Origin of the sequence: Nocardiopsis sp. ATB16-24 (assembly GCF_030271535.1) — a bacterium.
In the GTDB taxonomy this organism is placed as follows: Bacteria; Actinomycetota; Actinomycetes; order Streptosporangiales; family Streptosporangiaceae; genus Nocardiopsis.
Map to the genome: position 1 here is coordinate 83,395 of NZ_JASCXJ010000022.1, position 12,833 is coordinate 96,227.

General features: G+C 69.2%; 8 protein-coding genes and 1 pseudogene. 1 reads left to right on the plus strand and 8 read right to left on the minus strand.

Annotated features, from left to right (window positions below; translation table 11 throughout):
* Positions 1-31 precede the first annotated feature (31 nt).
* Both rapZ and uvrC read right to left on the minus strand, forming a co-directional pair.
* On the minus strand, positions 32-916 hold the full coding sequence (rapZ, locus tag PFX91_RS20225; protein WP_285734218.1) for an RNase adapter RapZ: 885 nt from the start codon (positions 914-916) through the stop codon (positions 32-34).
* Complete coding sequence (gene uvrC / locus PFX91_RS20230) at positions 913-2,940, minus strand: excinuclease ABC subunit UvrC (RefSeq protein ID WP_285734220.1); 2,028 nt, start codon at positions 2,938-2,940, stop codon at positions 913-915. Before uvrC ends, rapZ begins: the two co-directional genes overlap by 4 nt.
* A 535-nt stretch (positions 2,941-3,475) precedes the next feature.
* Here uvrC and PFX91_RS20235 point away from each other — a divergent pair.
* The gene (locus PFX91_RS20235) at positions 3,476-4,609 is read left to right on the plus strand and encodes a mechanosensitive ion channel family protein (RefSeq protein WP_285734222.1); all 1,134 of its coding nucleotides are present in this window, start codon (positions 3,476-3,478) and stop codon (positions 4,607-4,609) included.
* A 90-nt stretch (positions 4,610-4,699) separates the two neighbouring features.
* Here PFX91_RS20235 and PFX91_RS20240 read toward each other — a convergent pair whose 3' ends face one another.
* The 6 genes and pseudogenes from PFX91_RS20240 to PFX91_RS20265 all read right to left on the minus strand — a co-directional run.
* Entirely contained in the window at positions 4,700-5,101 is a 402-nt protein-coding gene (locus PFX91_RS20240; protein WP_285734246.1) for a Rieske (2Fe-2S) protein, read from the minus strand.
* 173 nt (positions 5,102-5,274) lie between these two features.
* Positions 5,275-8,109 carry an excinuclease ABC subunit UvrA gene (gene uvrA, locus PFX91_RS20245; RefSeq protein ID WP_285734224.1) on the minus strand — a complete coding sequence of 945 codons (2,835 nt, stop codon included), beginning with the start codon at positions 8,107-8,109 and terminating at the stop codon, positions 5,275-5,277.
* 335 nt (positions 8,110-8,444) lie between these two features.
* Positions 8,445-9,461: a TerC family protein gene (locus PFX91_RS20250; RefSeq protein ID WP_285734226.1), complete on the minus strand. Its 1,017-nt coding sequence runs from the start codon at positions 9,459-9,461 to the stop codon at positions 8,445-8,447.
* Between the two features lie 380 nt (positions 9,462-9,841).
* Entirely contained in the window at positions 9,842-10,924 is a 1,083-nt protein-coding gene (locus tag PFX91_RS20255) for a glycosyltransferase family 4 protein (RefSeq protein ID WP_285734229.1), read from the minus strand.
* Positions 10,921-12,543: a murein biosynthesis integral membrane protein MurJ gene (murJ, locus tag PFX91_RS20260; protein ID WP_285734231.1), complete on the minus strand. Its 1,623-nt coding sequence runs from the start codon at positions 12,541-12,543 to the stop codon at positions 10,921-10,923. Before murJ ends, PFX91_RS20255 begins: the two co-directional genes overlap by 4 nt.
* A gap of 10 nt (positions 12,544-12,553) precedes the next feature.
* A pseudogene (locus tag PFX91_RS20265) lies at positions 12,554-12,833 on the minus strand (hypothetical protein); the annotation flags it as partial.

Below are 12,833 nucleotides of genomic sequence, written 5' to 3' on the forward strand. Positions count from 1 at the left end.
GGACGTCCGTGACCGGATGGTCCGCCCCGGATCACTCGCGGCCGACGTCCCGGTGAACCACGTGCACGTCCACGCCCTGGCCCCGGAGCCGGTCCGCGAACTGCTCGGCCATGGCCACGCTGCGGTGCTTGCCGCCCGTGCAGCCCACCGCGAGGGTCATGTAGTGCTTGCCCTCACGCTGGTACCCGGCGATGGTCAGCCGGAGGACCTCGCTGTAGGTCTCCAGCATCTCCTTGGCCCCGTCCTGGGAGAGAACATAGTCGCGCACCGGCTCGTCACGCCCGTTCATCGGCCGCAGGTCGGGGACCCAGTGCGGATTGGGCAGGAAGCGACAGTCCAGCACCAGGTCGGCGTCCACCGGCAGACCGTGTTTGAAACCGAAGGAGACCACGTTGGCGCGCGGCCGTGCCTCGTCGCCCTCCCCGAAGAAACCGATCACCCGAGCCTTGAGCTGGTGCACGTTGAGCTGGGAGGTGTCGATGACCAGGTCGGCCTCGCCCCGGATGGCCTGCAAGGTCTCGCGTTCACGATCGATGCCGTCGGTCAGACGGCCGTCGCCTTGGAGGGGGTGGGGCCTGCGCACTCCCTCGAACCGACGCACCAGGGCCTCGTCACCGGCCTCCAGGTAGAGCACGCGCGCGGTGATATCGCGTTTGCGCAGCTCCTCCACCGTGGACAGCAGGTTCTCGGTGAACGCCAAAGAGCGCACGTCGACGACCACGGCCACGCGCGGCACGGCGCCGTGCGTACGCCCGGCCAGCTCGATCATCGTCGGCACCAGGCCGGGTGGAAGGTTGTCCACCACGAACCAGTCCAGGTCCTCCAGTGCCCTGGCCGCGGTACTGCGCCCCGCACCGGACATGCCGGTGACGATGACCACCTCGGGTGGCAGTTCCCCACCCAGTTCGACCGTCATGCGTCTCCTCCCCCGTCAGTGGTGTGCCGTTGTGTTGCCCCGTCTCCCGACCCACCTGCGCCGGCGGGGCCGCCGGACAGGTGCGCGTGCACGGCCTCGGCCAGTTTGGGGCCGATCCCGGGCACCGCGGCGATCTCCTCGGCCGTGGCCGAGGCGAGTCTTCTCACCGAACCGAACTCCTTGATCAGAGCCGACCTGCGGGCGGGCCCGAGGCCGGGGAGCTCATCCAGGCTGCTGCCCGTGAGCGCCTTGGCACGCTTTTGGCGGTGGTAACGGATGGCGAAACGGTGCGCCTCGTCGCGCACCCGCTGGAGCAGGTAGAGACCCTCGCTCGTGCGGGGCAGGATCACCGGATCCTCCTCACCCGGCAGCCACACCTCCTCCAGTCGCTTGGCCAGACCGCACACCGCGACGTCCTCGATCCCGAGTTCGTCCAGCGCTCGACGCGCCGCCTCGGCCTGGGGCCGGGCGCCGTCCACCACCACCAGGTTAGGCGGATAGGCGAACTTCCCTGGTGACGGTTGGTCATCGCCTCGTCCGTCCGTGTGTTCACCCGTCCCTCCCATACGGGCGACCTCACCGCTTTTGGAACTCTCCTCCAGGTAGCGGCGGAAACGCCGGCGGACCACCTCGTACATGGCGGCGACGTCGTGCTGTTGGCGTCCGTCCTGGCCACTGCCGCGAACGGAGAACCTGCGGTACTCGGATTTGCGTGCCAGTCCATCCTCGAAGACCACCATGGACGCCACCACGTGTTCGCCCTGGAGATTGGAGACGTCGAAGCACTCGATGCGCAGCGGCGCCTCGGGCAGGTCCAGTGCTTCCTGGATCTCGTTGAGGGCGCGACCGCGGGTGCTCAGGTCCCCCGCGCGGTGGGTCTTGTGCCGGGCCAGCGCCTCGCGGGCGTTCTTGTCGACGGTCTCCATGAGGGACTTCTTGTCGCCCCGTCGCGGAACCCTCAGATCGACGGTGGACCCCCGGTGCTGCGACAACCAGGCCGCCATGGCCTCGGGGTCGGCGGGCTCGTGGGAGACCAGCACCTCACGTGGAACGGCGGTACCCGTGCCGGTGCTCTCGTCCGCGCCCTCGGTCGAGCCGTAGAGCTGACCGAGGAAGGTGGCCATCAGTTCGGCCGGGGGGTCGTCGGAGACCTTGTCCACCACGTAGCCGCGCCGGCCACGGATGCGACCGCCGCGCACGTGGAAGATCTGCACGGCGGCCTCCAGCGGGTCGTCGGCCATGGCGATGACGTCGCAGTCGGTGGAGTCGGGCAGGACCACGGCCTGCTTCTCCAGGGCGGCGCGCAGGGCGGCGATGTCGTCGCGGACGCGGGCGGCGCGTTCGTACTCCATCTCCTGGGCGGCCTGCTTCATCCGCTCCTCCAGATCCCGCAGGAAGCGACCGGTGTCGCCGGCCAGGAAGGAGCAGAAGTCCTCGACCAGCCTCCGGTGCTCCTCGGGCGAGGCCCTGCCCACGCAGGGGGCCACGCACTTGTCGATGTAGCCGAGCAGACAGGGACGACCGCTGTTACGGGCACCGCGGAACACCCCGGGCGAGCAGGTCCGCACGGGAAAGACCCTCAGGAGCAGGTCGACGGTCTCCCGGATGGCCCAGGCGTGCGAGTAGGGACCGAAGTAGCGCACGCCCTTGCGTTTGGCCCCGCGCATCACCTGCACCCGAGGGACCTCCTCGTTGAGGGTGACGGCCAGGTAGGGGTAGCTCTTGTCGTCGCGGTACCTGACGTTGAAGCGGGGGTCGTACTGCTTGATCCAGGAGTACTCCAGTTGGAGCGCCTCGACCTCGTTGCCGACGATCGTCCAGTCGACGTCGGCGGCGGTGGAGACCATCTGCTGGGTGCGAGGGTGCAGCCCGGCGAAGTCGCGGAAGTAGGAGGACAGGCGCGAGCGCAGGTTCTTCGCCTTGCCCACGTAGATGACGTGGCCCGAGGCGTCCCGGAACCGGTACACGCCCGGCTCGGTCGGAATGGATCCGGGGGCGGGGCGCAGGTGAGGAGTCGCAGCCATGCCCCCATTCTGGTCCGTCGGAAGGACATACGGCCAACCGCGCCCCGCGCGTCCCCGACGTGCAGGCCCCAGGGCGCGCCGGCCGTCCCATCCCTGCCGACGACGGTGACCCTGGTCTTGCCATGGTCCGCTCCCAAGGCCCGTGGGTTCTCCAGCCCTCCTCCTCCGCATGCCCCGGTGTGCGAACGGTCCGTGTCGACCGGTCTCCCCAGGAGGAGCGGGCGACGCCGCCCGGAACGGGCTCCGGCTCGCCCCGGGCACGCCCCGGAGGCGTCGCCGATGCGGTGTGGAGGGACCGAGGGAAGAGAACGGACGCACCTTTTTCTCGGCGACCGTGTCCCCACCCCGTCACCGCCGGTTCCGCCCTCGCGACAGGGCCCGGACCGGCGCCCGTCCCGGGGCTCGACCGTGTTCTCGAGCACGTCGCAGGCATGAGGAGAACGTCACGATTACGTATCCGCATGGTCTAGGTTGGGCAAGTAGCCAGGCACGTTCCGACACCTCCCCGACATCGACGACAAGGGGGCTTTTCGTCGTGAGCCCATCCCAATGGATCACGCTCGGCATCGCCGTCACCATCGCGGTACTGCTGGTCTTCGCTCTTCGCTGGGTTCTCAAACACAAGCTGAGCCGGGCCTGGAAGGTCTCCCGGTACCTGGTGAGCCGCACGACCTACTCGGGGTACGCCGCGGCCGCCGTACTCGGCGCGAACCTGGCACTGCCCAGCCGTGGCGACGTGGGGTGGAGCACGTACCAGGCCATCGAGCACTCGATGCGCATCCTCATGATCGCGACACTGACGGCGCTGGGCATCAGCCTCGCCTACGCCGTCACGGACATGATCCTGTCACGTCTGTCGATCGCCAACGGCGACGCCGACCGCAAGGCTCGACGCATCCAGACCCAGGTACGCCTGTTGCGCCGGGTGATCACCTCGATCATCGTGATCCTGGCCGTGGCCGCCATCCTGTTCACCTTCGACCAGGTCCGCGCGCTCGGAGCCGGACTTTTGGCCTCGGCGGGCATCATCGGCATCGTCGCCGGTGTGGCCGCCCAGTCCACCCTGGGCAATCTGTTCGCCGGACTACAGCTCGCCTTCAGCGACGCCCTGCGCATCGGTGACGTGGTCGTGGTCGAGGGCGAGTGGGGCCGGGTCGAGGAACTCAGCCTGGTCAACGTCACCATCAAGATCTGGGACGAGCGCCGCCTGGTGGTACCGGTCGCCAACTTCACCACGACCAGCTTCGAGAACTGGACCAAGCAGGGCACGGCGATCACCGCCAAGGTGGAGATGCCGTTGGACTGGGAGGTCCCGATCGCCGAACTGCGCGAGGAGGCCGGGCGCCTGATCACGGCCAGCGAGAACTGGGACGGCCGCAGTTGGTCCTGTCAGGTCACCAACATCACCGAGAGCGGCGAGGTGGTCGTACGCGTGGTGGCCACCGCCGCCGACACCGGCGCCCAGTGGAACATCGCCTGCGAGATCCGCGAGCACCTGATCGGATGGCTGGTCGCCCACTACCCCGAGTCCCTGCCGCGCAACCGCACCCAGTTCCTCCTCGCGGACGAGCACGAGGCCTCCTACGCCGCACGGTTCCCCGACTCCGCCTTCCGTCGCCGCGACCCCCATGGGATCGGCGAACCGGAGAAGGAGGAGAGCGAGGCCTGAGCCGCCACCCACGAACGCGCGACGGCGCCCGGAGCGGTCTTCGCTCCGGGCACCGTCATGTCGGGACAGCGGGGCGACCTATGCGCGACCTCAGGACTCCACAGCCGAGTCCAGGATGATGTCGGTGCCCTCGACGGTGATGTTGAACGCCTCCAGCGGCTCCTGCGCGGGCCCCCTCAGCGGCTCACCGGTCGAGATGTCGAACTCGCTGCCGTGACACAGGCAGCGGATGACCTCGTCCACCTCCTGCACTGTGCAGCCGCCGTGCGTGCACGCCGCGCCGAAGGCCCGGTAGTCGTCCCGCTCAGGCTGGGTGACCACCAGTTTGCTCTCGTTGAACACCGCTCCGGCACCTTCGGGGACGTCGGTGGTCTGGCCGACGACCTGGCCGTACCGGACCTCCTGGGGCTTGGGTTCCTCGCCGCCACAGGCGCTCACGACCGTGACGGCCGCCGCGGCCCCCGCCGTCCCGAGCAGTCCGCGCCTGCTCATCTGGCATCCGCACGTGCTGTTACCGGCCACGACCACACGCTCCTCACCTGCGCCGAAATATTCACTACACACTGTAGTAGTCATGGCCGGGTGGCCGGTCCGCAGGTCGCCCGGCCACAGGCGCCCCCGAGGAGCCGTCCGGCCTCGTAGGGGCGCCCGCCGCCTCAGGTCCTTCAGAGCATCTTGGCCAGGAACCTACCGGTGTAGGACTCCGCCACGGCCGCGACCTCCTCGGGAGTGCCCTCGGCGACCACCGTCCCGCCGCCGGACCCGCCTTCGGGGCCCATGTCGATGACGTGGTCGGCGGTCTTGATGACGTCCAGGTTGTGCTCGATGACGATCACCGTGTTACCGCTGTCCGTCAGCCGGTCGAGCACCCCCAGCAGTTTGCGGATGTCCTCGAAGTGCAGGCCGGTGGTGGGCTCGTCGAGCACGTACACCGTCCGACCGGTGGAGCGACGCTGTAGTTCGGCGGCGAGTTTGACCCGCTGGGCCTCCCCTCCCGACAGGGTGGTGGCGGGCTGACCCAACCGCACGTACCCCAGTCCGACGTCCTCCAGGGTCTGTAGGTGGCGTCGGATGGCGTTGATCGGTTCGAAGAACTCCAAGGCCTCGGAGATGGGCATCTCCAGCACCTCGGAGATGTTCTTGCCCTTGTAGTGGACCTGGAGGGTCTCCCGGTTGTAGCGGGCACCGTGGCACACCTCGCAGGGCACGTAGACGTCGGGCAGGAACTGCATCTCGATCTTGAGCGTGCCGTCCCCCGAGCAGGCCTCGCAGCGACCGCCCTTGACGTTGAAGGAGAAACGCCCGGGCATGTAACCGCGCGTCTTGGCGTCGGTGGTCTGCGCGAAGAGCTTGCGGATGTGGTCGAAGACACCGGAGTAGGTGGCCGGGTTGGAGCGGGGCGTACGTCCGATGGGGCTCTGGTCCACGTGCACGACCTTGTCGACCTTGTTCATGCCGTTGACCCGCAGGTGTCGGCCGGGCACCTCACGCGCTCCGTTGAGCTCCTTGGCCAGCGCCTTGTACAGGATCTCGTTGACCAGGGTGGACTTACCCGATCCGGACACTCCGGTGACGGCGGTGAACACCCCCAACGGGAAGGTGACGTCCACACCCCGCAGGTTGTTCTCACGGGCGCCCCTGACCACCAGTTCGTGCCCCCGGGTGAGGGGACGGCGCCTGCCCGGCACCTCGATACCGCGCCGACCGGCCAGATAGTCGCCGGTCAGCGAGTCCGGGGAGGTGAGCAGTTCGTCCACGATCCCCGAGACCACGACGTGGCCTCCGTGCTCCCCCGCTCCGGGACCGATGTCGACCACCCAGTCGGCGGAGCGAATGGTGTCCTCGTCGTGCTCGACGACGATGAGCGTGTTACCGATGTCGCGTAGGCGCTGCAAGGTCTCCAGCAGGCGTGCGTTGTCACGCTGGTGCAGTCCGATGGAGGGCTCGTCCAACACGTAGAGCACTCCCACCAGACCGGAGCCGATCTGGGTCGCCAGACGGATGCGTTGGGCCTCACCACCGGACAGGGAGCCCGCGGAGCGGGCCAGGCTCAGGTAGTCCAGACCGACGTCGAGCAGGAAACCCAGGCGTGCGTTGATCTCCTTGAGCACCTGGGCCGCGATGACCGCGTCGCGCTCGGAGAGCTGGAGGGCGGCGAGGAAGGCCGCGCTCTCGGCGAGCGACATCTGGGCGACCTCGGCGATGGACCTGCCTCCCACGGTCACGGCCAGCACGACCGGCTTGAGGCGGGTCCCCTCACAGGTGGGACAGGGCACCGTGCGCATGTACCCCTCCAGCCGTTCGCGTCCGTAGTCGCTCTCGGTCTCGGAGTGGCGGCGTTTGACCCAGGGGATGACGCCCTCGAACTCGGTGTAGTAGGAGCGGCTGCGCCCGTACCGGTTGCGGTAGGTGACGTGCACCTGGGTGTCGTGACCCTCCAACAGGGCCTTGCGGGCCCGTCGGGGCAGTCTCTCCCAGGGCGTGTCCAGATCGAAGCCCACGGCCTCGCCCACGGCCTTGAGGATGCGCTCCCAGTAACCGCTGTTGGGTCCACCCGACCAGGGGGCGATGGCCCCTTCCGTCAGGGTCCGCTCGGGGTCGGGCACGAGCAGTTCGGGGTCGACCTCCATGCGGGTGCCGAGGCCGGAACAGTCGGGGCAGGCGCCGTAGGGGGCGTTGAAGGAGAACGAGCGCGGTTCGAGCTGTTCGAAGGACAGGTCGTCGTAGGGGCAGTACAGGTGCTCGGAGAAGACCTTCTCGCGCTCGGGGTCGTTGGGGTCGGTGTCCACGAAGTCCAGGACGATGGTGCCCCCGGCGAGTTTGAGCGCGGTCTCCACCGAGTCGTTCAGCCGACCGCGGGCGGAGGGTTTGACGGTGAGTCGGTCCACCACCACGGAGATGTCGTGCTTGTCGTAGCGGCCCAGCTTGGGCGCCTCGTCCAGTCGCACGGCCTGACCGTCCACGACCGCGCGGGTGTACCCCTTGGACTGGAGGTCCTTGAACAGCTCGACGTACTCGCCCTTACGTCCGCGCACGACCGGGGCCAGGACCTGGAAGCGGGTGCCCTCGGACATCTCCAGGACACGGTCCACGATCTGCTGGGGACTCTGTCGGGAGATCTCACGGTGGCACTCGGGGCAGTGGGGGACGCCGATGCGCGCCCACAACAGACGCAGGTAGTCGTAGACCTCGGTGATGGTGCCGACGGTGGAGCGCGGGTTGCGGCTGGTCGACTTCTGGTCGATGGACACCGCCGGCGACAGTCCCTCGATGAAGTCCACGTCGGGCTTGTCCATCTGGCCCAGGAACTGGCGGGCGTAGGCCGACAGGGATTCGACGTAGCGCCGTTGCCCCTCGGCGAAGATCGTGTCGAACGCCAGCGACGACTTGCCCGAACCGGACAGGCCGGTGAACACGATCAGGGAGTCGCGTGGAAGGTCCAGCGAGACGTCCTTGAGGTTGTGCTCCCGAGCTCCCCGGACTACGAGTTGATCGACCATCGGGTGTGACATCCTTCGGCGTTGGCGCACAGGACACCGGCAACCTCGTATGGCGTCGGCTGACCCGTGTGTGACTTCGCGGTATGGCGGTCGAAGGCCTCCCGGCGACCGCTCCCGTCCTCGGGGGTGCGGCACTGCGGGGGTCAGAGGGAGGGCGAGGCCGCACGACTCCCTGCCAGACTAACGACCGCCGACGACGGTTTCTTCCGCCCCGGAAAAGTGGTGGCGCCCCGGCGCCGGAGCTCCGGGACGCCACCACTATAGAGGAACAGTTGTTCGAACAGAGTCGTTTCGCGGAAATACACGACCGAGTGGGCGCACGGGTCGGCCCGGTGTCAGCGAAGGTCCCTCGACCCCTTCTCCACCCCGGGGCGGATCCGGCGGCGCTCGTCCATCCGGGATTTGATCAGGCTGCCCGCGATGGTGACGCCCATGATGCCGATGATCACGGTCAAGGACAGACCGATGCCCACCTCGGGCACGTGCACGCCGTTCTCGTGCAGGGCGTGCAGGATCATCTTCACGCCGATGAAGACCATGATCGCCGACAGGCCCCAGCTGATGTAGGCCAGGCGGTCCATCAGACCGGCCAGAAGGAAGTACAGCTGGCGCAGGCCCAGCAGCGCGAAGGCGTTGGCGGTGAAGACGATGTAGGCGTCCTGGGTCAGACCGAAGATCGCGGGGATGGAGTCGACGGCGAACACCAGGTCGATCACGCCGATCGCGACGATGACCATCAACATCGGCGTGATGTGCCGTTTGCCGTCGATCTTCACCGTGAGGCTGGAGCCGTGGTAGTCGTCGGTCACGGGCCAGAAGCGCTTGAGGAAACGGACCACGGGGGTCTGCGTGAAGTCCTTCTCCTCCTCGTCGCCCTTCACGTGATCGCGGACGATCTTGTAGCCGGTGTAGATGAGGAAGGCACCGAAAAGGTAGAAGACCTCGCTCCAGGCGTTGATGACCTGGGCGCCCAGGACGATGAAGACCCCGCGCATGACCAGCGCGATGACGATACCGACGAGCAGGACCTCGTGCTGGTACTTCTTGGGCACCGCGAAGGAGCTCATCAGAAGGTAGAACACGAAGAGGTTGTCGATGCTCAGGCTCTTCTCGGTGACGAACCCGGCGAAGTACTCGGCGCCGGCGGCCCCTCCACCGAAGTACCAGACACCGAACCCGAACACGATCGCGATGCCGATGTAGAAGGCCGCCCACCAGGAGGCCTGCTTCATCCCGAACTCGCGGGGGCCCTTGTCCTTGCTCCAGGGCCGGTCCACGATGATCAGGTCGACCACCAGGATCGCGATCATGGCGGCGATGGTGGTGGCCCACAGCCACAGGGGAACGTTCACTGACGGACTCTCCTCCGGTCGGTGCGCGCCGGTCGTGTGCGCGCACGTCGAGATACCGGAGGTCTCTCCCGCCCACACCGCGCAGGTACGAGCCGGCGGCACCGGGAACGCGCCTTTGCGCTCCGTGATGACGGCACCGCCGCGACAGGGATACTCCCCTCACGTGCAAAGCAAGGGTACCGGCGAACGACCTCGGCCGTGGCCGTGTCACACCGGACCGAGAGCAAGGATGCCATCAAAACCCCTGCGGGGGAAGTCGCGCCGGCGGTGGTGTTCGCACACTCCCAGGGCACCCGTACCCCGCCTTCGGGACAGAGGGGCTCAAGGAGCGCGGCCGGTGGGCGAAGGATCGACCCCGGCCGCGTTCTCCGTGCTCCGCTTCACCTTCCCATCACCGTCTTGTACACCCTCGTCACGGAGTCCAACGTGTCCTCCTCCGTGGGCAGTGTCCTGGCCGTCTCCCGCGAACGCGCCCGGAGGTCCTCCGCCAGCGAGGGGTCGTCCAACACCCGACCCACCGCGGCGGCGAAGGCCGTGGGGTCCCCCGGCGGCACCATCAATACCGTCCCCTCGTACAGGTCGGGAATACCGCCGACCCGGGTGGCGACCACCGGCAGTCCCGCGCGAAGCGCCTCCATGATCACCAGGGACGGTCCCTCCCACTGGCTGGTCAGGCAGAACACGTCCGCCGCCGCCAACAGGTCCGCCACGTCGGTACGGTGCCCCAACATGCGCACGTCGGCGCGCATCTCCGCCGCGGTGTCGTGCAACCGCCCCCACAGGGGCCCGTCCCCGGCGATGGCCACCACCGGCTCGGGCTCGCGGTCGCAGATCGCGGGAGCGGCCTCCAACAGCATGTCGAGCCCCTTCTGCTCGGCCAGACGCGCGATGGTCAGCAGCAACGGTCTCTCCGGTCGCACCGCCAGGTCCTCGCGGGTGGCCCGCCTGCCCTTCAACGGCGCGCCGGTCTCGGGCGCGGTCACCACCGCCGGCCTGGCGTCACGCGCCCCGGCGGCGCGCAACCGCCGTACCAGGTCCCCCGACACCCCGAGCACCACGTCCGCACGACGCGCCACGATCCGCTCCAACAGCGGATAGGCGCGGGCCAGGGGGCCCCGGACCAGCGGCGGCGCGTTGTGCGCGGTCACCACCAGCGGTGTGACGCCCGCCAGGGCGCACAGAGCACCGGCCCGCAGACCGTGGGCGTGGACCACGTCGGCCCCCTGGGTCAGGGCGCGCAGTCTCAGCACGGCGGCCGGATCTCCCACGGACGGCGCCGCACCGATGCGCACCGGAGAAAAACGCAGCCCCACGGCGGTGAAGCCGAACTCCCGCTCGGCCGAGGCCGGTCCCAGTACCGCCACACGGTGGCCGCGGGCGCGCAGCCCCGCCCCCAAGGAGCGCACATGGCGGCCCACACCTCCACTGCTGGTCCCCACGACCAACGCGATCCTGTTGTTCACCGCTTCCCCCCCCTGCGTTCGAGTACGGCCCTGACCCGGTCGGCCAACGCCCGCACCGCCGGACGGTCCACCAACGCCACGACGGCCGTGTAGGCGGCCAGGCCCGTCGAACCCGCCGCCGCGGCCCCCGTCACCGTCTGCCACACTCCCTCCGCGGGCGACACCGCGGCCACCCACCCGCCCAGCGCCCAGCCGACCACACCACCGAGCAGTGCGGCCACCACCGAACGCGCGAGTCCCGCCAGCGACTCACGTCCATGGACACGCCTCACCGCGACGCACAGCAGGACCGCGGCCAGGCTCAGACCGAACGTGCCGGCCGCTCCCAGTGCCGCGATGGCCCACCCGGAGGGCAAGGCCCACACCAAGGACACCGAGCACACCACCACCACGAGCCACCCCGTCACCTGGGCTGCGGCGGCCGGACGACCGTGGTGCGAGGCGTACAGGGCACGGCTGAGCAGGGCCACCAGTGCGAAGCCGACCACCCCGGGGGCGTAGGCGAGCAGAGCGCGATGCAGGGTCAGCGGATCCTGTTGGGCCAGGATCAGGGACACCGGCCCGGCGGCGGCGGCCAGGGCGGTGCCCACCGCGGCGGTGATCACCACGCAGGCGCGTGCGGTGCCCGAGACCAAGGTCGAGAACCCCCGTCGGTCGTGCTCGGTGTGGGCCACGGCCAAGGCGGTGAAGGCGCTGGTGGCGATGGGGACGGCGATCACCCCGTAGGGCAGGGTGAACAGGGCCCAGGCGTAGGTGTAGAGCACGGCCGCGCCGGCCCCTCCGCCCCAGTTGGCCAGGGCCACCGACAACAACAGGCACACCTGCATGGCCACCAACGGCAGCAGGGAGGCCACGGCCAGGGAACGCACCCGTTGCCCCACCCCGGGGGGAAAGGACAGACGCGGTCGAGGGCGCACCCGCAGTCCGGCGGCCGGTCCCAGGACGGTGAGGAAGAGCGCGGCCACTCCGGCGGTGGTCCCCAGGGACAGGGTGAGTTCGGCCGCCGTCGGCAGGCCGGCGATGTCCTGACGGTGGTCGGCGCCCAACGGAAGGAAGAGCAGATAGGCGGCGATGACCACGAGGCTGGACACCAACGGGGCCAGAGCGGGCGCCAGGAAGCGACGGTGGGCCTGGAGGATCCCGTACAGCACCGCGGCCAGACCGTAGAGGACGATCTGCGGGGCGAAGACCACGAGCATGCGTGCGGAGAGCGCGAGCAGTTCGCCCCGGTCGCAACCGGCGCCCGCACCCAGCATCAACGACATCGCCGGAACCGAGAACAGCGCGAGCAGTATCGACAGGGGCACCGCCGACAGCAGCGTCCAGGTGATCAACGCCGAGGCGGTGTGCCGCACGTACTCGCGGTCGCCGCGCCCGGCCGCGGCGGCCAGGACCGGGACCACCACCGCGGTGAGCGCGCCGCCGATGACGATCTCGAACAGCACCGCGGGGAGCTGGTTGGCGGTGACGTAAGCGGTGCCCAGGCACGTGTCGCCCACGGTCTGGGAGAACACCAGCGTGCGCCCGAACCCCGCCAACCTGGCCCCGACGGTGACCACGGCGATGAGCGCCGCCGCCGCGCCCACCCCCTGTGTCACACCGAGAACAGTACGGGACACCGTGGCCGTCTCACTCGTGCCTGCCCCACCGGTCGAGACGGCGTAGGGCGGGGACACCGTCGATGACACGGGAGAAGCTGACCCGTTCACTGGCCAGTGTCAGTACCGTCACCGCGACCAGCAGTGCCGCGCGCAGCGGACGCGGGGCCCCGGCCGCCGCGGCGGCCCCCAGCGCGGCGCCGAGGGCGTTGGCGCCCCCGTCACCGAGCATGCTGCGTTCGGCGAGTTCGTCGGGCAGCAGTGCCGCCGAGGCGCCCACGGCGGGACCGAACAGGGGCGCCGCCGGCGAG

Coding starts and splice junctions, on each gene's coding strand:
- uvrA (WP_285734224.1), bottom strand. CDS start 8,109: ATGGTCGATCAACTCGTAGTCCGGGGAGCTCGGGAGCACAACCTCAAG.
- rapZ (WP_285734218.1), bottom strand. CDS start 916: ATGACGGTCGAACTGGGTGGGGAACTGCCACCCGAGGTGGTCATCGTC.
- uvrC (WP_285734220.1), bottom strand. CDS start 2,940: ATGGCTGCGACTCCTCACCTGCGCCCCGCCCCCGGATCCATTCCGACC.
- PFX91_RS20240 (WP_285734246.1), bottom strand. CDS start 5,101: ATGAGCAGGCGCGGACTGCTCGGGACGGCGGGGGCCGCGGCGGCCGTC.